The organism is Paenibacillus sp. FSL R5-0473, assembly GCF_038004565.1.
Classification (GTDB): domain Bacteria; phylum Bacillota; class Bacilli; order Paenibacillales; family Paenibacillaceae; genus Paenibacillus; species Paenibacillus amylolyticus.
This window is the reverse complement of record NZ_JBBORL010000001.1, coordinates 6,500,095-6,521,380: the sequence shown is the minus strand read 5'-3', so window position 1 is coordinate 6,521,380 and position 21,286 is coordinate 6,500,095. Positions and strand designations below refer to the sequence as shown.

At 47.3% G+C, this 21,286-nt stretch carries 16 protein-coding genes; 8 read left to right on the top strand and 8 right to left on the bottom strand.

Translation table 11 applies throughout. The annotated features are described in order from the left end of the window. Positions 1–92 precede the first annotated feature (92 nt). Positions 93–1,037, top strand: a complete 945-nt coding sequence (locus MKY28_RS28595; RefSeq protein ID WP_340937649.1) for an AraC family transcriptional regulator — start codon at positions 93–95, stop codon at positions 1,035–1,037. Here the strand turns inward: MKY28_RS28595 and mobA are convergent. Continuing rightward, on the bottom strand, positions 1,007–1,636 hold the full coding sequence (mobA, locus tag MKY28_RS28590; RefSeq protein ID WP_340937648.1) for a molybdenum cofactor guanylyltransferase: 630 nt from the start codon (positions 1,634–1,636) through the stop codon (positions 1,007–1,009). The genes MKY28_RS28595 and mobA overlap by 31 nt on opposite strands. Positions 1,637–1,762: 126 nt before the next feature. Between mobA and MKY28_RS28585 the strand changes: the two genes are divergently transcribed. Beyond that, entirely contained in the window at positions 1,763–2,992 is a 1,230-nt protein-coding gene (locus tag MKY28_RS28585) for an MFS transporter (RefSeq protein WP_340937647.1), read from the top strand. A gap of 191 nt (positions 2,993–3,183) precedes the next feature. Here MKY28_RS28585 and MKY28_RS28580 read toward each other — a convergent pair whose 3' ends face one another. Next, positions 3,184–3,741, bottom strand: coding sequence for a stalk domain-containing protein (locus MKY28_RS28580; RefSeq protein WP_036612690.1), 558 nt, complete (start codon positions 3,739–3,741; stop codon positions 3,184–3,186). A gap of 259 nt (positions 3,742–4,000) precedes the next feature. Further along, positions 4,001–5,734: a glutamine--tRNA ligase/YqeY domain fusion protein gene (locus tag MKY28_RS28575; RefSeq protein WP_127548964.1), complete on the bottom strand. Its 1,734-nt coding sequence runs from the start codon at positions 5,732–5,734 to the stop codon at positions 4,001–4,003. A 259-nt stretch (positions 5,735–5,993) separates the two neighbouring features. On the opposite strand from MKY28_RS28575, the gene MKY28_RS28570 reads away from it, so the two are divergent. Both MKY28_RS28570 and MKY28_RS28565 read left to right on the top strand, forming a co-directional pair. After that, positions 5,994–6,257, top strand: coding sequence for a DUF2164 domain-containing protein (locus tag MKY28_RS28570; protein WP_076253656.1), 264 nt, complete (start codon positions 5,994–5,996; stop codon positions 6,255–6,257). 126 nt (positions 6,258–6,383) lie between these two features. Next, the gene (locus tag MKY28_RS28565; protein ID WP_036612698.1) at positions 6,384–6,932 is read left to right on the top strand and encodes a GNAT family N-acetyltransferase; all 549 of its coding nucleotides are present in this window, start codon (positions 6,384–6,386) and stop codon (positions 6,930–6,932) included. Between the two features lie 113 nt (positions 6,933–7,045). On the opposite strand, the gene MKY28_RS28560 is transcribed toward MKY28_RS28565, so the two are convergent. Next, on the bottom strand, positions 7,046–7,834 hold the full coding sequence (locus MKY28_RS28560; RefSeq protein ID WP_047840749.1) for an SDR family oxidoreductase: 789 nt from the start codon (positions 7,832–7,834) through the stop codon (positions 7,046–7,048). 26 nt (positions 7,835–7,860) lie between these two features. After that, on the bottom strand, positions 7,861–8,361 hold the full coding sequence (locus tag MKY28_RS28555; RefSeq protein ID WP_340937646.1) for a GNAT family N-acetyltransferase: 501 nt from the start codon (positions 8,359–8,361) through the stop codon (positions 7,861–7,863). Positions 8,362–8,628: 267 nt separating this feature from the next. Here MKY28_RS28555 and MKY28_RS28550 point away from each other — a divergent pair, with 267 nt between their 5' ends. Next, positions 8,629–9,828 (top strand): methyltransferase domain-containing protein, encoded by a 1,200-nt coding sequence (locus tag MKY28_RS28550; protein ID WP_340937645.1) that lies wholly within the window; start codon positions 8,629–8,631, stop codon positions 9,826–9,828. A 79-nt stretch (positions 9,829–9,907) separates the two neighbouring features. Here the strand turns inward: MKY28_RS28550 and MKY28_RS28545 are convergent, their stop codons facing one another. Both MKY28_RS28545 and MKY28_RS28540 read right to left on the bottom strand, forming a co-directional pair. Further along, positions 9,908–13,300: a GH36-type glycosyl hydrolase domain-containing protein gene (locus MKY28_RS28545; protein ID WP_340937644.1), complete on the bottom strand. Its 3,393-nt coding sequence runs from the start codon at positions 13,298–13,300 to the stop codon at positions 9,908–9,910. Positions 13,301–13,461: 161 nt separating this feature from the next. Continuing rightward, positions 13,462–14,451, bottom strand: coding sequence for a LacI family DNA-binding transcriptional regulator (locus MKY28_RS28540; RefSeq protein WP_076253661.1), 990 nt, complete (start codon positions 14,449–14,451; stop codon positions 13,462–13,464). A gap of 530 nt (positions 14,452–14,981) precedes the next feature. Between MKY28_RS28540 and MKY28_RS28535 the strand changes: the two genes are divergently transcribed. From MKY28_RS28535 to MKY28_RS28525, 3 genes are all read left to right on the top strand, one after another. Next, positions 14,982–16,628 carry an AraC family transcriptional regulator gene (locus MKY28_RS28535; protein ID WP_340937643.1) on the top strand — a complete coding sequence of 549 codons (1,647 nt, stop codon included), beginning with the start codon at positions 14,982–14,984 and terminating at the stop codon, positions 16,626–16,628. A gap of 110 nt (positions 16,629–16,738) precedes the next feature. Continuing rightward, on the top strand, positions 16,739–17,767 hold the full coding sequence (locus tag MKY28_RS28530; RefSeq protein ID WP_340937642.1) for an ABC transporter substrate-binding protein: 1,029 nt from the start codon (positions 16,739–16,741) through the stop codon (positions 17,765–17,767). 78 nt (positions 17,768–17,845) lie between these two features. Beyond that, entirely contained in the window at positions 17,846–19,558 is a 1,713-nt protein-coding gene (locus MKY28_RS28525; protein WP_036612711.1) for an ABC transporter ATP-binding protein, read from the top strand. Between the two features lie 52 nt (positions 19,559–19,610). Here MKY28_RS28525 and MKY28_RS28520 read toward each other — a convergent pair whose 3' ends face one another. Further along, positions 19,611–21,185, bottom strand: a complete 1,575-nt coding sequence (locus tag MKY28_RS28520; protein ID WP_340937641.1) for a hypothetical protein — start codon at positions 21,183–21,185, stop codon at positions 19,611–19,613. Positions 21,186–21,286 lie beyond the last annotated feature (101 nt).

Genomic DNA, 21,286 nt, shown 5'->3' with positions numbered 1-21,286 from the left:
GAAGTATACTACGGGTGCCGATTGTATAAGGCAAGTTGTTTTTACCCTTTTCCGAGGTGATTATGATGGATATCCGATCACAGCTCCGAGAAATGCCACACCATACGCTGGCCCACTGGCTGCCTATTATCGACTGTAACATCAAATTCTATGGTGCTCACAGCCAACAAGTACCCTGTGGATGGGCGATGCCGGAGGAATCACATCCGGGCTTTGAGATTATGTTGATCATCGAAGGTACGCAGGAGAGTGTGATTCATGGTTATACCTATACCGTGGAGGAAGGTTCCATTCTTCTCATTCCTCCCGGGTTCAAACATACAAATCAATGTGTATCCACGGAAGGCATGACTTATTTTAGCGCTCATTTTAATGTGGATGATCCGGTCTTCACCCTGAAGCTGATGTCACAGCACAGCCGAATCTACGCAGCAGGTACGGCTGATAATAGGAAAATACGCGTTGTGCTGGAGAGTTGGATGGGGATGATTAACGTATCTGAAGCCTACACGTCCACTGACAAAATGATCATGCAGGCACGCATGTTTGAACTGTTCGCCCTGTTGTCCCAAGCCGCTGACAATGAACCGGAGGCCACCACTTCCGCTGCTGCTTCACATGCACCAGCTCCAACAGCCATGCATTATGCGGGAGCTATAGCGGAGGCAATCAAGCAGGCATTCCATGCCCAGCTTCGAACCAAGGAAAGCAGTGTATCCACGGTCAAAGTAGAGCAGATTATATCCTCGTTTGGCATCAGCCCGGGATATGGTCTACAGGTCTTTCGCAAGGTGTATGGACGATCGCCCAGGGCTTACCTGTCCAGCTTGAAGTTGCAGGAGGCCAAAGTGCTGATCGAACAGCCAGAGCTGTCGCTCGGGGAAATTGCGTGGAAGCTCGGCTACACCCATCTGTCCCATTTCAGCAGACAATTCAAACGTTGGACAGGCCAAAGTCCGCTTCAATATCGCAATCATCATGCAGATGCATCAGGTGATCCTGTATCCTACAGATCGGAATCGAGTCCAGAACCTTGATTACGGATGCGCTCGTACTCTTCCGGCGTGTTCATATTACTCATTTGCATCGCTACTTGATGAACGCCAGCTCTCTCAAGCTCTTCCGCTTCGACATAACAGCAACCGATCTCTTCAAGCCATCGCATGACTCGAAGAAGATCTTGTATCAGACGCTGCTCCAGATCAGGGAGCACTCGTTTGTGGTAAGCCCCTGCAAGAGGGTGGACATGTCCATCCACGCGTGGAACGATAGCAGAATAAGAGTTATGCGATTCGACCAGTTTTTTTATTCCATCAAAGAAAGTCGTTTGCAGGAGCGGCATATCGCAGGCGCAGACTAGATTCCATTCCGTACCGGAAGCCTCCAGTGCCGCGTGAAGACCGGCGAGTGGCCCCTTCCCCGGATAGTGATCCTGAACGCATTCGTAGCCCATTGTACCGTAGGTTGTCACATTGGGTCCGGCAGCCACGATGATACGGGATACGGCGGGTCTCATGGCCTTTGTGACATGTTGCAGTACAACGGAACCGTTCAGTTCCAACACGGCTTTGTTGGTCCCCATGCGGCTGGATAACCCTCCTGCCAATATGATGCCTGTCCATTCACGCGTGTTCATGTTGTTATCCTCCCTCAGATCACGATATGTGTTTGACTACATCAATTTCAAAACGTTCGCTATGCATTGAATCCCCTTTCAACAAATGATACATTGAACAATATGCATTTGAAAGGAATGGCTTAATTGGACAGACCTGCACCTTCAAGAGGCAATCCCTCATTGGTTTCTCTGAAACTATATAACTTTTTCATATATGGAGCCATCTCGATCTTTGCCGGATTCCTGCAGTTGTATCTGCAAGAGATTGGTATGACCAAACTGGAGATTGGCAGTCTGATGGCGATTGGACCCTTTGTATCCTTGTTTGCCAACCCGTTCTGGGGTTTCTGGAGCGATAAATCTCGCAACATTCGCATCATTCTGATGATTATGATGGGAGGCACATTTGTGCTCGCCCAGGGTGTATTCTATGCGCCCACTTATACATGGATCTATGTAGCTATGATTTTCTTTTATTTTTTTCAAAGTCCATTATTCGCCCAAACTAATAGCCTGATTCTCGGATATATCGATGGTACAACCCAAAAATTCGGGTCATTCCGGCTCTGGGGTTCACTCGGTTGGGCACTGACTGCTGTCGCAGCCGGACCGCTCATTGACCGTTTTGGCATCGGCAGTGTATCCATTATATTTGCGTGCATGATTGCCACCGCCTTTGTATTATCCGTATTTCTGCCTAGACAGCCAATCGCTTCGGATACACCCGTGGTTACTTTTCGGCGGTTTGGCAAAGTCATGTTCAATCCGTATTTTATGGCATTTATCGGCCTGGGTGTACTCGTATCGGTGCCTAATGCCATGAATAGTACGTTTATGTCGCTATACATAGTAGAGATGGGTGGCGATAAACAGATGGTCGGCTGGGCCATCTTCACCTCATCCATTCTCGAAGTCGGCGTATTCCTGCTGCTCGACCGTTTACTCAAACGCAAAATGAGCATGCTCCTGGCATCTCTCATCCTGATCAGTGTGCTGTTTGCACTTCGCTGGCAGCTCATGGCAATGGCTAACAACCCGCTGGAGATTGTATTCATTCAGTTAATGCACTCCATTACGTTTGGTGGATACTTCTATGTAGGCACACAGCTGACCATGCTGTTCATTCCAAGACCTTATCGTTCCTCCGGTCAAGCGGTCTACACAATGGCCTGGGGCGGTCTCTCGGGCGTGATTGCCGGTCTGTTCGGTGGCTGGTTGTTCCAGAGCTTCGGTGCAGAAATCATGTATAGCATTGGCGTATTCTTCTCGCTCATCGGCGCTGTTGGATTTAGTATCATGTGGTTATCGAATCGACGTAACGGCTATCAACCAGTTGTGTTGACAGAGATGGGTAATATGAATGAGGACAGATAATCTTTTGTTACAGGCTATTCGAACGATTAAAGTTACACTGGCGCACTCCGATGCCAGAACAACCTTCTGATCGCTGTTATCTCCGGATTTTCTTGATTCCCTTTTCAAAGGGTAAAATCCGGAGATAAAGCGGAGCTGTAGTTCGTTCTATCATAATATGAACACGATGCTAGTTTCTCTATAGATTTTAACTAATCATTAAACTGAACAAACACATGCATATACTTATCTAATCCTGGAAAACCGGTTGTACCTTTGATATCCAAGAAATTCAGTTTCTCTTTCCAGTCTACTCTTTCTTGATCGGAGTCATCAGTCGAGAGTTCAAAAATATATGCTAAGACAAATGCATCCATACTCGAGACCCCGTTTTTCAATTGTACCCACTCTTGAGGGAGCACAACTTGATTGTTACCCGCTGTGATTTCTTTGCCAGAGAAATTAAGAATCAGTTCTTGTCCTTCATTTTTAATCGTGGTGATTTTTTTCTTTCCATCCCATTTAAACGTTGCTCCAGATCGTTTAAAAACATCTTTCACTGGGATATAAATGGATTTATAAGTTGTTTTTGTTGCCTTTCCATCCTTTATGACACTTAGTTCAACTTTTTTTAGTGATGAATTGTACACATTCGCCGCACGTTCCTTAAAGGGTAGATCCATTAGGGATTGGTCCAAAGCAGCAGAGGCAACAGAGCCTACACAGACAGCTAAAGTTAACATCAACAATAAAGAAACAAATCGCTTCATCTTGATTCCTCCTTGAAATTATTGTTCACATTAACTTAAACGTCGAAAGTTGGAAAAATGTTCATTTAAGTATCCCGTTGTATTAATAATTATTTTTTGTGTATCCACGCAGAACCAGGACTTGTATTAGTACAACCTTCTTTAATCAATTGCAGGCGCACAAGAAAAAGGCGTCTCCATTGGCTTATTGCCCTGGAGACGCCTTTTACGTTCATAGATTTAAGTTTACTGCTAACCTATCGTCCTACCTATGTTCACATTACGCCTTCGGCAGTTGGAACGAGCTTTTCAGGGATACGACCCGGTTAAATACCGGACGTCCTGGCTCGGAATGTTTCGGATCTACACTAAAGTAACCGTGACGGAAGAATTGGAATTTATCCTGAGCATTCGCTTCTTTCATCTCTTGTTCCACATACCCATTAACAATCTCAAGGGAGTTCGGGTTCAATTGATCCAGGAACGTTTTCTCCGGTTGCTCTTCCACAACCTCAGCTTCAGCCCCAGCTACTGCCACTTCCACCTCTGCTTCCGGTGCTTCATCCAGGATCAACGGCTCGTACAGACGGAATTCAGCAGGTACCGCTTGAGTCGCTTCTACCCAGTGGATTGTTCCTTTGACTTTACGGCCAGTGAATCCACTGCCGCTCTTCGTCTCCACATCATAGGTACAATGAATCTCGGTTACATTGCCTTCTGCGTCCTTAATCACATCGTTACATTTGATGAAGTATGCATGTTTCAGACGAACTTCGTTGCCAGGGAACAAACGGAAATATTTGTTCGGCGGATTCTCCATGAAATCGTCTTGTTCAATATAAATCTCACGTGAGAACGGAATTTGGCGATTACCCATCTCTGGGTTCTCCACATTGTTCTCTGCTTCAAGCCATTCCACTTGTCCTTCAGGATAGTTGGTGATGACCACTTTGAGCGGATGCAGGACAGCCATCGTGCGTGGAGCTTTCAGTTTCAAGTCTTCACGTACAAAGTGCTCCAGCGTTTGCAGGTCGATAACTCCATAGTTTTTGGAAATGCCTGTCTCATATACAAAATCACGAATAGCTTCCGGTGTATAACCCCGGCGGCGCAGACCCGAAATCGTTGGCATGCGCGGATCATCCCATCCATCCACATGTCCTTCATCTACGAGCAGTTTCAGCTTCCGCTTGCTTGTTACCATCTGGGACAGATTCAGGCGACCAAATTCGTATTGACGTGGTTGGTTCTCCATCTCACACTCGGCAATAACCCAGTCATAGAACGGGCGCTGATCCTCGAACTCCAAGGAGCAGAGGGAATGCGTTACACCTTCAATTGCATCTTCGAGCGGGTGAGCAAAGGCGTACATTGGATAGATACACCATTTGTCGCCCGTGTTATGATGATGTGCATGAGAAATCCGGTAAATAACCGGATCGCGCAGGTTGATATTCGGTGCAGACATATCGATCTTGGCACGCAGCACTTTCTCTCCGTTCTTGAATTCACCTGCACGCATACGTGTGAACAGGTCGAGATTCTCTTCCACTGAACGATCACGGTACGGGCTGTTCTTACCCGGTTCCGTCAGCGTTCCGCGCATTTCACGGATTTCGTCGGCGCTTTGGTCGTCGATGTAAGCTTTACCTTTTTTAATCAACAAGACAGCACGATTGTACATCTCGTCAAAATAATCCGAGGCAAAACGTTTCTCATTCCACTCGTATCCGAGCCATTTCACGTCTTCCTGAATCGATTGAACGTACTCTACATCTTCCTTGACCGGGTTCGTGTCATCAAAGCGCAGATTCGTTTTGCCGCCAAATTCGCCGCCCAGCGTAAAGTTAATCCAGATCGCCTTGGCATGGCCGATATGCAGATAACCGTTCGGTTCCGGAGGAAAACGGGTAATAACTTCCTGGACTTTCCCAGACCGGAGATCTTCGGTAATAATATTTTTGATAAAGTTAGGTGGGGTTGTACGATTGTCCACAGGTATCAAACCTTTCATGAATGGATTGGAGCCTTAGGGAATTGCAGCAATTCCGGCTATAATTCCTTAATAACGAAGTCATTTCCTGAAAAAATCTATTTTCTTGGAAAGTTTCGTACGCGTTTCATTTAAATATACCTTTAACGGGGGAGGAGTTCAATAAAGAACGGCACCAAAGTCAGGATTAGCCGTGCATAAATAGGCCCTAAACCATTTTGACGGGTTCGCTCGAATCATGTAGCATGATAGTAAAAACAAATTAAAGGGAGGGTTTCCCATTCCATCGAACTCGCTTAAACTGACCAAAGAACAGCAGGATGAAGCCATTCGCACCATCCAGTCGTATTTCGAAGAGGAACGTGGCGAAGAACTGGGTGATCTGGCTGCTTGGGGTGTCCTCGACCTGTTCATGACACAGCTCGCTCCCTACATATATAATCAGGCACTCCGTGACGCACGCACAACAGTCAATCAACGCATGGCCTCAATGGAAGAAGACCTGTTTGCACTGGAGCAAAAGTTACCCAAGACTTCCCGTTAATCCACTACAAATACGTGTTCAAAAATCTGGTTTTCATATTCGATGCTAATAATGCCGCTAGGCATAATTCGTAATCAAAAGTGGACTTTTTTGAACAACACTATACAAAGAAAGAAGGTTGCATTCATGTTTACCTATTCATTGGATGAATATACCGAACTCCGGCCACTGGCCATGGAACATACCAAACCGCTGTTTGAACTGACGGATCGCTCGCGGGATCAATTGAGACATTGGTTGCCGTGGGTGGATCATGTGACAGAAGTGGAACACACCTCGAACTTTATTACCAACGCGTTAAAACAAGGTGCCGAGAATGGCGGATTCACCGCCGGAGTATGGTCAAAAGGGGATCTAGCTGGCGTCATTGGATTCCACGAAATTAACTGGACCAACCGCTCGGTAAGCATCGGATATTGGCTTGGCAAAGGTTTTGAGGGTCAGGGCTTGATGACAAGCGCTTGTCGCGTTCTGGTTGATTATGCTCTGGTGACCCTGGATCTGAATCGCGTCGAGATTCGCTCGGCAACGAATAACAAACGGAGTCGTGCTATCCCTGAAAGACTCGGATTTGTTCTCGAGGGGGTCATTCGTCAGGCAGAGAAACTGCCTAAAGGTTACGTGAACCATGCGGTGTACGGCATGCTTCAGCATGAATGGGAACTCTTGCGCTAATTCGCTTACATAATGAATCGGGAGTGATCTCTCCCAACATATCGGAATAACTGGAATACCCTCTATCTCCACAGAATGTAGTGACAGAGGGTATTTTATTGTATCCATGACTTTTATAGGGCTCGGACCATGCCACCATCCACGATCAATGAGGTTCCGGTAATGTACGTATTGGCCCCGGATAACAGGAACACCACCGCTTTGGCAAACTCCTCTGGTTGACCATAACGGCCCAGTGGAATCTCTTTACGGAATTGGTCAGATACCTCTTCCTCACTGATTCCGTTCTGCTCAGCCCGTGCTGCATCAAGCTCACGTATACGGTCTGTTGCAATACGTCCCGGCGCCACCGTGTTGATCAAAATTCCGTATGGAGCCAGCTCCTGGGATAACGTCTTCGCCAATCCAAACACGCCGGTACGGAACGTATTGGACAGCACCAGACCCGGAATCGGCTGTTTCACCGAAGTTGAAGCGATATTGACAATGTGTCCTCCACTTTCTTTCATATAAGGAAGAGCACCGCGAATCAGCCTTACATAACTGAGTACATTTAATTCAAATGCACGTTCCCAATCCTCATCCGTCAGTGACTCAAATGAACCCGATGGCGGGCCACCCGAATTGTTCACCAGAATATCAATCTGTCCAAACAGCTCCGCTGTCTTGTGAATAAGAGCCTCAATATCTTCCTTGCGTGTCACATCGGTTGCACAATATTCCACACGTCCGCCACCACCAAGCGCCAGAAGCTCCTGCTTCACTGCTGCGAGCTTTTCTTCGCTCCGGCTGGCAAGCATGACGTCAGCACCTTCTGCTGCCAATTGAGCGGCTACCGCTTTGCCCAGTCCTCGACTGGAAGCCAGCACCAGTGCTTTTTTACCTTGAAGTCCCATGTCCATCGTTGTTCCTCCTCCTCAGCTACTTTCTATTTGTTCTGGATAAAATAACCCATAAGAATATCGTCCACATATTTGCCTCCGATATAAAACTCGGACACCAACCTGCCTTCCGTCACAAATCCACACTGTGTATAAAACGTGATGGCTCCCGGATTGCTGGAAAGTACGCGCAGCCTGAGCTTGCGAACGCCTTGTTGGGCCGCATGCTGCTTAATGGCATCCATCAAAGCTGTGGCAATGCCACAACGCCGATCATGAGGATGAACCGCAATATGAATCTCGTAGACATGACGGTTGACGGGCATACCTGTGGCTGGATTAAAGCCCACATAACCACATACCCGCTCTCCCTGCACCGCAATCAATTGACTGCCTGGCGGGCAATGCTGCAGATATTGTTGTATGGAACGCCATTGCATCGGTGCAGGAGAGGTGTATTTGTCCCATACCAGGGCATCCAACTCCATTAGCTGGGCTGCATCTTTAATCTCGGATGGACGAATCGTAAATGTATGGCTGGTAAGCATAATGATTCAACCTTTCGTGCTATAGTCGACAACGCTGTGCGTTACAACGTCGGGAAAGTTAAGAGAGTTAAGAACGTTGAGAAACTTAGGAATAGGAAGACATTGTTCGTTTACTCCACTATTTAAGTTTTTTGTTCTATATATTGTAGCATAGCCTCAGCTTTGACTAAAATTCCACTCGGTATTGAACCTTTTCGCAAAATGAAATAAACACTTAACCTTGCCGTAACGTCATGGTTTATACTGATTCGATAAGGAGGGGGATGCATGATGAACATCAAAGAGGCAGCAAGCAGGCTTGGTGTATCGGCGAGAGCCATTCGTTTTTATGAGGAAAAAGGATTAATTCTCCCCGCCAAACAGTCCAGTAACGGGTATCGTACCTATACGGAGAATGATATCTGGCGGCTTCAGACCATTGCTGCGCTGCGTGAGATTGGCATGTCGCTACAGGATATTACACATGCGCTCGGAGAGATTGATCAAGGGAATCAGCAGCGGCTGGAAGAATATCTGGAGCTACAACAGGCCGTCATGTATGCCCAGTGGATTGAGCTCAAACGTATGATGGATACAACCCAGCGCATGATTGACCTGAATCGTCAGGACGGCCCGTTGGATGTCAGCCATCTGCACGATCTCGCAGACAGTGCCCGTCGCCTGCGTGAAGCACGGCAGAACTGGCATGATCGGTGGAATTATGACATGCAGGCAGCCATCCATGATCAGCGAGTGCAGGCAGAAGGCAGAGTCAGTACTGAACACCCCAATTCAGAGGACAGGCATCATTCGGCCAACCCCTCGCCTATAAGCGATGAGAATGAAGTTTCACATCCAAACCATAATGCAGGTCATTCCACGCCGGGCGATTCCAATGATACGGTACAGTCTTCCTTTTATCTGTATCACAACTATGACGAAGCGCTCGAACAGACAGCTCATTGGATCTCTCCCGCCCTTGGTGAGAAAGGACTTGATATTGGTACAGGCACAGGTAATCTGGCTGGGAAACTGCTACAGCACGGCGCAGACATGACTGCAATCGACCAATCCCGGGAGATGCTACGCAGATGTCGTACCAAATATCCTGAGATGCATGTGAAACTTGGTAATTTTCTGGCGTTGCCTTTTACCGATCATTCCTTCGACTTTGTTGTATCCAGCTTTGCTTTCCATCATCTAAGTCCAGATCAGCAACTATTGGCTTTACAGGAGATGCAGCGGGTATTAACCTCGCGTGGACGTATCGGTCTAACGGATCTGATGTTTGTTGATGCGACTCACCGTGATTCCTATATTCGGCAGGCAGAAACCACAGGACACGAGGAACAGCTGCTAGCCTTACGCCAGCGTCACTTCCCTCTGCTGGATGAGCTATGCGGCTGGCTGGAGCAACAGGGCTACGTAACAAAACATGTGCGGCATAACGAGCTGTTACATACGTTGTTGGCGGTTCCACTGCGCTAGTGGATTATGAGCATATGCCAAAAAGGCCATCCCGCCTTGATTAAAGGAGGATGACCTTGGTATACATCATGCTACAAAATTACATATAAATATCAACAACCGTACGCTCAGTTGCACTGCGTGCTTGTCTGAACTCATCCAGTGAGATGCTTACTCCGCCTTGACGGTAACGGTTCGCTGTACGCTCAGTACGAATGTCTTTGCCATTCACCGCTACACGGCTCACAGCACCTTCGTTCAAGTGATAAATGAACGTCACTGGCTCACCCGCATACTCGAATTCGAATTGCATGCCGTTCAGCTCAGTTGGCAGTACCGGGTCAATGACCAGATCGCCACCCTCTTGACGAATGCCAAGTGCATTGGAGATCAGCTGGTTCATGTAGATTCCAGGGCCGCTGGAGTAGATTCTCCATCCGCCTTTCACCTGTACAGTCCCTTTACGAAGCTGGTCAAAATGCTCCTGTGCCTCGTAACGCGTATTAAACTTACCGTCCGAACTACTGAAGTATGAGTTCGCTTGGCGAATCTCCGCGTTAGGTACAACCTCGCCGATACCAACCGGGTTGATCATCGCGAGACCATTCCACACCTGATCTGTCTTACCCAGCTTCGCCATCGCTTCCACGTAACGGATATGGGCGTGCACATATTGCAAACCAATCTCACGTCCGAAGTTGGACGCTTGCTCTGCACGTTTGAAGTGTGTGCTTACACCACCAGCATATTGAGCCGGACGATTCATCAGACGCACGCCATCCGGGCATAGGAACTGCTCACGGATCAAGGCATAATGCGATTCTGCTTGCTCCGCATTCAGCAATTCACCGATCATGCTGCGCGTCATTGGCAGCAGACGATATTGAATGCCTGTCTCTGTGTCTGTTGGATGAAGCATCAGCTTCGCTTGGTCGGCTTCTTCCATGTATACAAAACCTGGAATCACATCTGTGCCCAGCATGTAACGGTTAAAGTCCTCACGAATGCCTTGAGCCAGCACATCAAGCTCCTGTGCAAAGTCCGCATCCTTGAATTTCAGCGCTTGCGAGAGCACATTCACGGACTGATACGTCAATGCCACCGTCCAACTGCTTACCATGTATTGCTTCAGCTGTGCATTGGCTGGTTGGAGCGTATCATCCCAGTCGCCATCTCCGTAGGAAGACAGGAACGTATCGTGCAGGAAGTGCGAACGGATATATTCAATCTCTTTTTTCGCGTGATCCAGTACCGTTGCCGTCTCTTCCGTGAACCCGAAGCTATGTTTAACGGTATAAGGTACTTTCTCATCCAGGATTGCATAGTCACGAGTCGCTGTCAGGTAATCCGCCAGCACTTTCAACGGCCATACGATGATGTCGCCATGACTCTCTTCCTGTTGGATCGCAAAGTATTTATCAAACATGAACCATTGCGGCCAGTTGCCATCATCTTCGTATTGGTGGGTATAAACCATTTTGATGATATCGCGAACTTGCTCATATTTTTGTGTTGCCATAAAGTACTCCACTGGACCTTGGCACACATCCCGTGTACCCCAAGCCGCACCACCGTATTGCTCCAAACCGTGAGGCACGGAGTAGTGAACCAGCATGTTGTGGGTGTACCACCAAGCCAGCGCATTTACTTTGAACAAATCCTCAGCACTCTGACCTTCTCCACGGGACAAACGGAACCCGTTCATCACACCTGCGAAGAACTCGCGGTATGCCTGCACTTCCTCTTCAAACGTAAGGCTTGAGCCTGCTACCACTCCGCTATCCGCTTGACCTTCCAATACTCCTTGTACCTTCAGCGTCCATTCAGCACTCGCTTCCAGACTAAGCGTTACCAGAGATGCGGAACCACTGCGGATACCACTTGCCAGCAACGTTTCGTCTCCTACATTCACAGCTGCGCCATCCACCGACATGCGGTATTGCAGATCTGGGTACGTTCCTGCACTAATCGCTTGTGGATCAGCCTTGAAGATCAAAGTATCGCCGTCCTGCGTCATATGCAGTGGATACTCGTATTCATTCACATTCATCGTAATCTGGTTTGTTACCAGGTAACGGTATGCTGTGCCACTTGTGGAGCGTACGTTCATGCTCACTTCGGTGGTGTGTGCCCCTGTATAGTTCGTTACGATGATCGTATCGGATGCCGTTTTGTAGATCCAACGTACATAGTTGAAGCCAATTTCGAACAGGGAAGGCATCGTCAGCAGACGATATTGTCCGTCCATTTCCACATAGATGCGTTGTCCCGCCGTTTTCGGCACGTTTAATGCATTGCGAGCATTACTGATCATTTTATTAAAATTGGTGTTACCAATAACGAGTTGTGAGTTGAAAATACCGTACATATACGATGTTGTCGTAATAACCTGTGCTCCAAGTTGCACGTTGCCACCACTCATCAGAATGTGACCGTGTGGACGCTCTACGAGCAATTCTTTTGCTTTCAGAACGATATGCTCATAGCTACCTGTGAAGAAGGACAACAGTTCCTCACCGCTGTGCTCTTCCTGATGACGATCAGGGAACAGATCATGAATCTCATCTTGCGTCAGATCGAGTGTTACCAGTGGTTCACCCAGGAAGGAGGACAGTTTCACCTGTTCCAACGTATCACCATTTTCCACAGTCAGAGCCTGTACTTCATTCCATGCTGCGGTAACTTCATCTCCAAATTCCAGTGCAGAGATTCCTTCGGCATGATTAGGCTTCGCCAGTCCATAGAAGACCACCTGAGCTTCTCCGTTCAGATTCACCAGTTCAGATTGCAATGCCGTATAGGCAAATTCATACTGATATGTCTCATTTGCCAGCGTTGGGCGATTCAAGCTCTCTGGTTGATTCGTTTCCTTGTACGACAGACCGAAGAATTGGAATCCATCTGTGGAGTAACCAACTGCTTTGGTCAGGGAACCTTGTTGCATATATGGAAATGCGCCGCCCTGAGGCTGGTTTTGACGGGAACAAACGACATAACCTTTCGCTTCATCTTCAAACACCGTGTGGTCAATGTATTGTGACAGATAAGCTTCATTACTGCGTACCGCACCTGGATCAGCAAGCCCTACATCCTGTCCGTACACCACGTCTACGTTATCTTGTTGTCCTGTGAGCTTCACATCCCAGAACCATACACCTTGAGGTGTAGCTGTAAATACGACCTGATAGCCAATACCTTTTTCGCTACCTTCCAGCTGGACTGTGCCCTCCCAGATCAACTGGTTGCTGGATTGTGTTTTGCTTGTAATCACCTTGCTGTTCGAACGTACACCGAGCAACGGGAACGAGCTGATATTCTCTCCCTCGTGTACACGCAGGTACAGGTTGTTCAAAGATCCATCAATCTGGTTGCTGAGCAACTGGTTTAACATCGTTGTGCCGGATGTAGCTTGGTATAGGTCGCCACTGTTCAAAAAGGTAAAGGATAACTCTCCGGCACTTAACCGGATCGGTTCATTAATCATCGTTGTCATAAGGTTCACTCCTTAAATTAGTTAAAATCGAAACGTTTCGATAAATTTGAAAAAGAATAGGGGCCTCTTCAAACCGGCTTTTTACAGCCCGTCCGGACGATAACCCCATCATTAAACTTTTACTTCAGCATGCAGACAGTTCTTTATTGTTCAGACTTGGTCTAAATCGAACGTACAGAGCTGCGCTCGATCATATTAATCGTTAGCGTATATGAAGGGTCAACCGCTTCGCCATTGAGCATCTGGAATAACAGATGTCCGGCGAGCGACCCGGCTTCATGCTTCGGCTGGCGTATCGTTGTCAGCGGTGGATGCACATATTCGGACAACTGAATATCATCAAAACCGATCACGGAAATGTCATCCGGCACCGATACACCACGCTCTTCCAATGCCTTCAGGCCACCAATCGCCATCTCATCGTTACCGTAAAATACCGCTGAGGGAAGATCGCCCTGCATGATCATCATTTTGGTTGCACTGTATCCGCCCTCACGCACAAAATTGCCGTTCAGACGCCATTTGGACTTTTCTTCAAGTCCCGCTTCCCGCATCGCTCGCAGATACCCTTGGTAACGGAGCGCGTTGTCATACGAGTTGGATGGACCGCTGATATAAGCAATCTTCTGATGTCCAGCCTGGATCAGGTGGCGGGTTGCAAGGTAACCACCCTGCTCTCCATCCACCAGCACGTTGACCAGATGGTCACTCGACAGCTGACGATCCATCACAATGATCGGAAACCGATGACCGGCAGATTCTACCAGAATATCATCATGAATGTTATGCGCCAGAATGATTGCTCCATCTACTCTTTTTTCACGCAAAAATCTCACTGCCGTTGAGTCCCGTCCACCCATGGAGCTGCAAGCAATCAGGTCATACCCGTTCGCGAGGGCTACATCCTGTACACTACGGATCAATTCCGAGTAATATGGGCCCGACAGATCGGTCAAGATCAAAGCGATCGTGTTTGTCCGGCTCCGTTTCAGGTCCATGGCAAAGCCGTTCTTGCGGTAATTCAGTTCTCGTGCTGCCTCAAGCACTTTAGCCTTGGTCTTGGCACTAACCTTGCTATCCCCGCTCAGCGCATAGGAAGCAGTCGAGAGTGCTACACCTGCCAGCTTTGCCACATCCTTAATCGTTGCCATTCCACGTTCGCTCCTTCTAAACTAAAACAAATTCTAAGGTTATCTACATTTTATACGATACATGGTTAGAACAACCACTAAATCCTTCATTATCGTTTATTAATCTTTATACATATCATAGCGATGGATGTCAATCGAAACGTTTCGAGGCGTTCTCAAAAAAAACCCTCGTTTCCATCCTTATGGGGCCACGGTTGAATGCATCCCGTTCCAGTCCGTACCATTAGTGATGGTCATGACACGTCTTTCAATCTGGCGCTCTATAAACAGTTCGTGCCTAATACAATGAAACTAGCAGTAAACGCCAGATTGAAACGTTTCGACATTTTCATTATAGTCGGTGTTGATAGCGATTTCAACCACTTTATCTATTTTTCAAATAAAAAGTTGATTTGTTCAATCTGTCCATCCACGTCACTCCGTTTATAGTATATACTGCATAATAGTCGAGATCCGAGAATTACGCCAGTACACCAGGGGTATGAGACGAATACTGTCCCTGCTGACTTATGTAAGGAGACAGTTATCAAATGAATATTTCCAAGCCTATTTACCATAAAAAATCGCTGTCCCGTCCCATTTCCTTGCAGAAGATTCAGTCCGTACCTGTTGCCCTCTTCAAGCTGTGCCATCTGGTGCAGCTTCACGACCGCGAGGCATTCTCCCGCATAGATGAGATGTGGAGCACTCTTCATGTGTTATACGTCATTACTGCTGGCCAGGCCAGGCTGATCAGTGCAGAGGGTAAACTGACATTAAATGCAGGCTCTGCAGTCGTTCGACAAGCTGGAACCCTGCTTCAGCACGAGAACAAACGCGGCTCCCTGTCGCCAGTACAGGGCATTGCTATTGCTTTTGATTCCACTGAAAATGAACAGCTGTTCTGGCCGTTCGGGATACCAGTTCTCATTGCGAGTCGTACTCTCACCGACAGGGCAGTAGAGCTGGTTCAAGCCAGTACGGCAGGCCGTGATTCCAGCCCCTTTAGGCCACATATACTTTTCTATGAGTTACTGGATATTTTGCGGGATCATGTGGCTCATTCTGCTCATGAAGATCACTCCTGGCTTGATGCCGTGCTTAGACATATCCATCAGATGTATACCCATCCGCTGACCCGCGAACAATTGGCGCGGGATGCAAATGTGAGTCCTGAGCATTTTTCACGGGAGTTCAAGAAACATACAGGTCTTACGTTTGTTGAATATGTAACTCGTCTCAGAATCAGGATGGCTCAGGAACATCTGTTATTCGCGAACCCTACGCTACAGGAGATTGCACAACTGACAGGCTACAGGGACACCTTTTATCTGAGCCGCAAATTCAAACAGATGGTTGGATTAGCACCAACACACTACCGGAAAATGCCCAAAAAGATTGTATCTTTGACTTACAATTATACGGCCTCACTTCTGGCACTGGGCCATACTCCCCACATGGGCGCCGTCGCCAGCTGGATGGAAGAAAAATTGGGGGAACATGATCATGATGGTCATGAACCATTTGAGCGACATTCCGAATATGAGCTTGTTAAACATACGGATCTGATTGCACACGCTCAGCCTGATGTCATTATCGGGTATGCACCGCATCCCGCTTCCGATGAACTACGTCTGATCGCACCAACCATTCTGATGCCCTTTGAGGAAATTGATTGGCAGGAGCAGCTTCTTCTTTTGGGTCGAATTACAGGGCTTGAGTCCAATGCACAAGCGTTGTTAGATCAATATCATCAACTTGAGCAAGAAGCCAATCATACGTTGGACCAACAGATGGAAGGAACACGAGGGTCCGCCGTTTGCATGTTTATGATTGGAGAGGACGGCGCTTATATCTATGGTCATGGCTGGGGCAGAGCTTCTCATGTACTGTATCAATCGCTGGGCTTCACCCCACCTTCACGGATGGAGCAGGATGGGCAGTTACTCACGGGATACATTCATGTTCCGTTGTCTGAGATTCACTTGTATGCCGCAGATCACATGTTTGTCGCCTTCCCTGAGGAACCTACCGAACGAGAAATGCTGGATAACTTGCTGAATCAGGAATCTTGGGGCACCCTCTCTGCCGTTCGTGAAGGACGCGTATACGAGATTGATGCCGACATGTTCTATGGATTTGATCCCTTGTCCGTTATGGAGCAGTTGCAGCATATCATGCGTCACCTCACATCATAATTGTCCATGCAGTAGTGATCATAGTTGTCCATGTACAAATATCACATCTTCCTCTATGTTATTAATGAGAATAATAATCATTATTGATTATACACAGGGGGAACAAAAATATGTTTGCTGCAAAAAAACGCTTTTCTGGCTTGCTTCTTATGCTCGCCATCATTATGATTCTGGCTGCATGTAGTAGCGGAACAGGCTCGACTGCCACTGAACAGACTTCGGCAGCGGGAACCGAAACAACAACAGCCTCTTCCGAGACGAACACAGACACGTCGTCCGGTTCAGACAATTCAAATGCTACACGGATCTACAAGTCATTAAGCGGAGATGTTGAAATTCCGGCTGAACCGAAACGAATCGTTACCGATATGTACGTAAGTGATCTGCTCGCACTGGGTGTGAAACCCGTTGGTGCTGTTCAATATTATTTGGAAAACCCGTTCTATGCAGATCAGGTAGCGGGCATAGAGAGTATTGGTGATCGGGCGGCGGTATCCATGGAGAAGGTTGTTGCCTTGAACCCGGATCTGATCATTACCTACTCTGATCAGGCCAGCGAAATTGAGAGTTATCAAAAAATCGCACCGACCGTGGTCATTCCGTATGGTACTTTCACCAATGTACACGACGAAATCCGGGGATTCGGAGAGCTGATGAACAAATCCGAAGCAGCCGAAGCTTGGCTGAAAACGTACGATGAACGGATTGAAGCCGCTCGCGCTAAGGTGAAAACAGTCATTAAACCGGAGGAAACCTTCTCCATCCTTGAAGTATCCGACAAAAGTTATTATGGATATGGAGACAATTTTGGTCGAGGAGGACAAGCGGTCTACAGTGCTTTGCAACTTGCCCCACTCGAAATCACCAAAAAAGAACTGATGGGTGATACCCAATGGAAAGAAATTTCGCGTGAAGTTGTTGGTGATTATGCAGGGGATCATATCTTCTTAACCGTTGGAGAGAACAATAAAAATTACCAAGGCGATTCCATCTGGAAATCCCTGCCGGCTGTGAAAAACAATCAGGTGTACGAATTGTTGGAAGACCGTTACTGGTACTTTGACCCGATTGCGATTCAAGGTCAGGCTGAAGAATTTGCCGATATGATCGTAGAACGTGCAGAGCAAAACCGTAAATAACATAAGCATGAATACAGGTGTCCGGACAGGCTAATTATCCTGCTCGGGCATTTGTGTCATATCGAGGAGGACTTACATATGCTTCGGCGTTTTATGTCTTATTATCGTCCTTACAAAAGACTCTTTATCTTGGACTTCTCCTGTGCCATCGCTGCCGCTCTGCTGGAGCTGGCCTTTCCACTCGCCGTTAACCGGGTAGTCGATCAACTGCTTCCGGCTGGCAATTGGTCCATGATCTTAGCGGCGTGTGTCGGGTTGCTCGGTATCTACCTGCTCAGTTCCTTTTTCCATTATGCAGTGACCTATTGGGGCCACAAGCTCGGTATTAACATCGAATCCGATATGCGGCGTGAACTGTTCCAGCGTGTACAGAAACAGTCCTTCCGCTTCTTCGATAACAATAAGACCGGGCATCTGGTCTCCCGCATGACCAACGATCTGATGGATATTGGTGAGATCGCGCATCATGGACCCGAGGATCTATTCATTGCCCTCATGACACTCGCTGGAGCTTTCGGGATTATGCTGGGGATCAACTGGCAGCTTGCTGTGATGACGTTCATCATTGTGCCGCTGATGATCTACCTGTCGCTGTATTTCAGTCGCAAAATGTCCAAGGCGTTCAAGCGCATGTTTGCGGATATCGCCGATTATAACGCACGGGTCGAGAATAATGTGAGCGGCATCCGTGTGGTACAGGCTTTTGCCAATGAAAAACATGAAGTAGGACGTTTCGTTGAGAACAACGAACGTTTCCGGCTTACAAAACTAATCACCTACCGTATTATGGCCTGGAACTCTTCACTTAGTTTTATCCTGATGAAATTTGTATCGCTGTTTGTACTGGTATGTGGAACCTGGTTTGTCATTCAAGGCAGTATGACCTACGGGGAATTCATCGCTTTTGTGATGCTCTCCAATGTATTCCTTGGACCGATCGAGAAAATTAACTCCGTCATCGAGACGTACCCCAAAGGCATCGCCGGATTCAGACGTTACCTGGAGCTGCTTGAAGCTGTACCGGATGTAGAAGATACACCACAGGCGAAGCCGATTCCGGATGTCAAAGGAGATATTGCTTTCCATAACGTTACCTTTTCTTATGGAGAACACAAACCTACGCTGTCTCAGGTTAATCTGGATATTCAGGCAGGCCAGACGGTTGCTCTGGTTGGACCTTCGGGCGGAGGTAAAACGACGTTATGCAGTCTGATCCCACGTTTCTACGATGTGGATGCAGGACATATCTCCATCGATGGCATTCCGGTGAAGGACATGACGCTGGAATCACTGCGCTCCCATATCGGGATTGTGCAGCAGGATATTTTCCTGTTTGATGGAACAATTCGAGAAAATATTGCATACGGCAAACTGAATGCTTCCGATGAGGAAATCTGGCAAGCCATTCGCCGGGCCCAATTGGAAGAGCTGGTACAATCCCAGCCAGATGGACTGGACACCATGATCGGTGAACGTGGCGTGAAATTGTCCGGCGGACAGAAGCAACGTTTATCCATCGCAAGAATGATCCTGAAAAACCCACCTATTCTCATTTTGGATGAAGCAACATCCGCACTCGATACCGAGACGGAAGCTGCCATTCAACTGGCCTTGTCCGAGCTGGCTCAAGGCCGTACGACATTGGTGATTGCCCATCGACTGGCGACCATTAGACACGCCGATCGCATCGTGGTGGTGGAGAACGGCAGCGTTGCTGAACAAGGAAGTCATGAAGAACTGCTCGCGCGCAAAGGCTCGTACAGCCGACTGCATCAAGCCCAGTTTGGTTAAATACAACGACAAAACAACCTTCCCTCAGAACTAGAGGTGAAGGTTGTTTTATTCATTTCAGGTATCCTTTGGATTTCCAAAATCGTTTTGCAAATGATTCAGCAGCGTAAGGCAGCTCCCCATTCAGTAGATCCTCATTTGCTTGAATGAGTACTTGGCGTCCACGTTCGAGCAATTGAACGGCATGTAGTAATTGAGAGCCGCCGATGTAATGAAGTTCAAGCAACAATGGATCTTCTTCCTCGCCATCCTGAGCCGAGTATTCGATCAACACACTTTCCGAGCCGTCCGCATGTTGGTGCAGGGTATAATAGTATTTCTCCACCTGCGTCTCCCCTTGAGCATCCACATACTCTCTTCCAATACGTAGCATAGCTGGCTGGGGAACACCATCAGACATCTGACCTGCTTGTCGAAATGCATAATATAACTCTCCAATCCACAGTCCGTGCCGATCATCATCATAATAATCGTCATATGGCTCCACGACAGGCAGTGCTAATAAATCGTGGATCAGTTGGTGCGAAATTAAGGAACGGGCATACTGATAATTCGATACAGACTGCAACAAGGTGCTCCATCCTTGCTCGCTTAACTGCTGAATATCAGCAGGTGAGTTCTCCGAAAATACGTTCCATTCCGAATTCTCATTGTGAAGATAACGATATGCACCTGAGATCATCCAGACAGGTTTACCCGGTTGTAGGATATGTTTATCAGGAGTGTTGGAACCTTGATCTGATGGCTCCATCTTAAGCAACAATGCACAGTTATGGTCATCCTGAAAATAAAGACTGCGGAAATACCCCTCCGTATGCTCATCTCCATAGACCGATACTCGGCAAAATTGCTCGTTCAACCAAAATTCATAGCTGTTGAGTAACTCATCCTCCTCTCTTACAGGCAACAAAGATGGATGAGTAAGACGCTCTATGTTCTCAGCGGTAATACGATGATCTTCGAACCAATCCGGCACATCTGGCTCTGATTCATCAGCATGAATGTACTTTCGGTTGATTACAGGTTGTCCTTGTTGCAGCCTCTTTAACATTTCTTCTCGCCAAGGAAACGGCTCTGTATCTTCATCAATCACACATTCAGGAACGAATAACGCCAACATGTCAAAGCCCCGCCATGGTCCGAGATCCTCCCATTCTTCAAGCTGACGCTTCACATTACGCTGTCCTTGAACCTGAATCGTATATTGATCGGTACTTACCAGCAATCCACCTTCTACATTCCCTCTCACTGTCAATTCTCCATGGTTATAATCCCCCCAGAACATATCCTCCACATAGAGATTACCTGTAATATATATTTCCTGCCCACCCACGATCATATAGGGCGTTATGAGATTCCCAAGTACAACCAGATTTGAACTGGCCGCGTCGGAACTTGTATTTCCAATATAACGATCCACTGTCAGATTTCCTTCAACCAAGATCAAAAAAGGTCCTTCATCCAACAACAGTTCACTGATATGAAGATCACCAGAATGTAACCATACTTCCTCGGCTTCAAATTCACCGTTGTGCGCTTCATTCTGAGTGTACATCCAGCTCTCCTGAGGCAACTTCGTTTTCATATCGGCAAAAGACACCTTGTGACCTATCTGATGTATGGACATGTCCTGACACTCCTCATCCATTAATATATGGATAGAATCTATCTAATCTACAGATAGGACAACTACCCATTTTCATTATACTAGAGGAAATATACACCATT

Excerpts from the sequence above, each read along its gene's own strand:
- MKY28_RS28595 (WP_340937649.1), top strand. The coding sequence starts at position 93 with ATGCCACACCATACGCTGGCCCACTGGCTGCCTATTATCGACTGTAAC.
- mobA (WP_340937648.1), bottom strand. The coding sequence starts at position 1,636 with ATGAACACGCGTGAATGGACAGGCATCATATTGGCAGGAGGGTTATCC.
- MKY28_RS28580 (WP_036612690.1), bottom strand. The coding sequence starts at position 3,741 with ATGAAGCGATTTGTTTCTTTATTGTTGATGTTAACTTTAGCTGTCTGT.
- MKY28_RS28575 (WP_127548964.1), bottom strand. The coding sequence starts at position 5,734 with ATGAAAGGTTTGATACCTGTGGACAATCGTACAACCCCACCTAACTTT.
- MKY28_RS28565 (WP_036612698.1), top strand. The coding sequence starts at position 6,384 with ATGTTTACCTATTCATTGGATGAATATACCGAACTCCGGCCACTGGCC.
- MKY28_RS28560 (WP_047840749.1), bottom strand. The coding sequence starts at position 7,834 with ATGGACATGGGACTTCAAGGTAAAAAAGCACTGGTGCTGGCTTCCAGT.
- MKY28_RS28555 (WP_340937646.1), bottom strand. The coding sequence starts at position 8,361 with ATGCTTACCAGCCATACATTTACGATTCGTCCATCCGAGATTAAAGAT.
- MKY28_RS28550 (WP_340937645.1), top strand. The coding sequence starts at position 8,629 with ATGATGAACATCAAAGAGGCAGCAAGCAGGCTTGGTGTATCGGCGAGA.
- MKY28_RS28545 (WP_340937644.1), bottom strand. The coding sequence starts at position 13,300 with ATGACAACGATGATTAATGAACCGATCCGGTTAAGTGCCGGAGAGTTA.
- MKY28_RS28540 (WP_076253661.1), bottom strand. The coding sequence starts at position 14,451 with ATGGCAACGATTAAGGATGTGGCAAAGCTGGCAGGTGTAGCACTCTCG.
- MKY28_RS28535 (WP_340937643.1), top strand. The coding sequence starts at position 14,982 with ATGAATATTTCCAAGCCTATTTACCATAAAAAATCGCTGTCCCGTCCC.
- MKY28_RS28530 (WP_340937642.1), top strand. The coding sequence starts at position 16,739 with ATGTTTGCTGCAAAAAAACGCTTTTCTGGCTTGCTTCTTATGCTCGCC.
- MKY28_RS28525 (WP_036612711.1), top strand. The coding sequence starts at position 17,846 with ATGCTTCGGCGTTTTATGTCTTATTATCGTCCTTACAAAAGACTCTTT.
- MKY28_RS28520 (WP_340937641.1), bottom strand. The coding sequence starts at position 21,185 with ATGTCCATACATCAGATAGGTCACAAGGTGTCTTTTGCCGATATGAAA.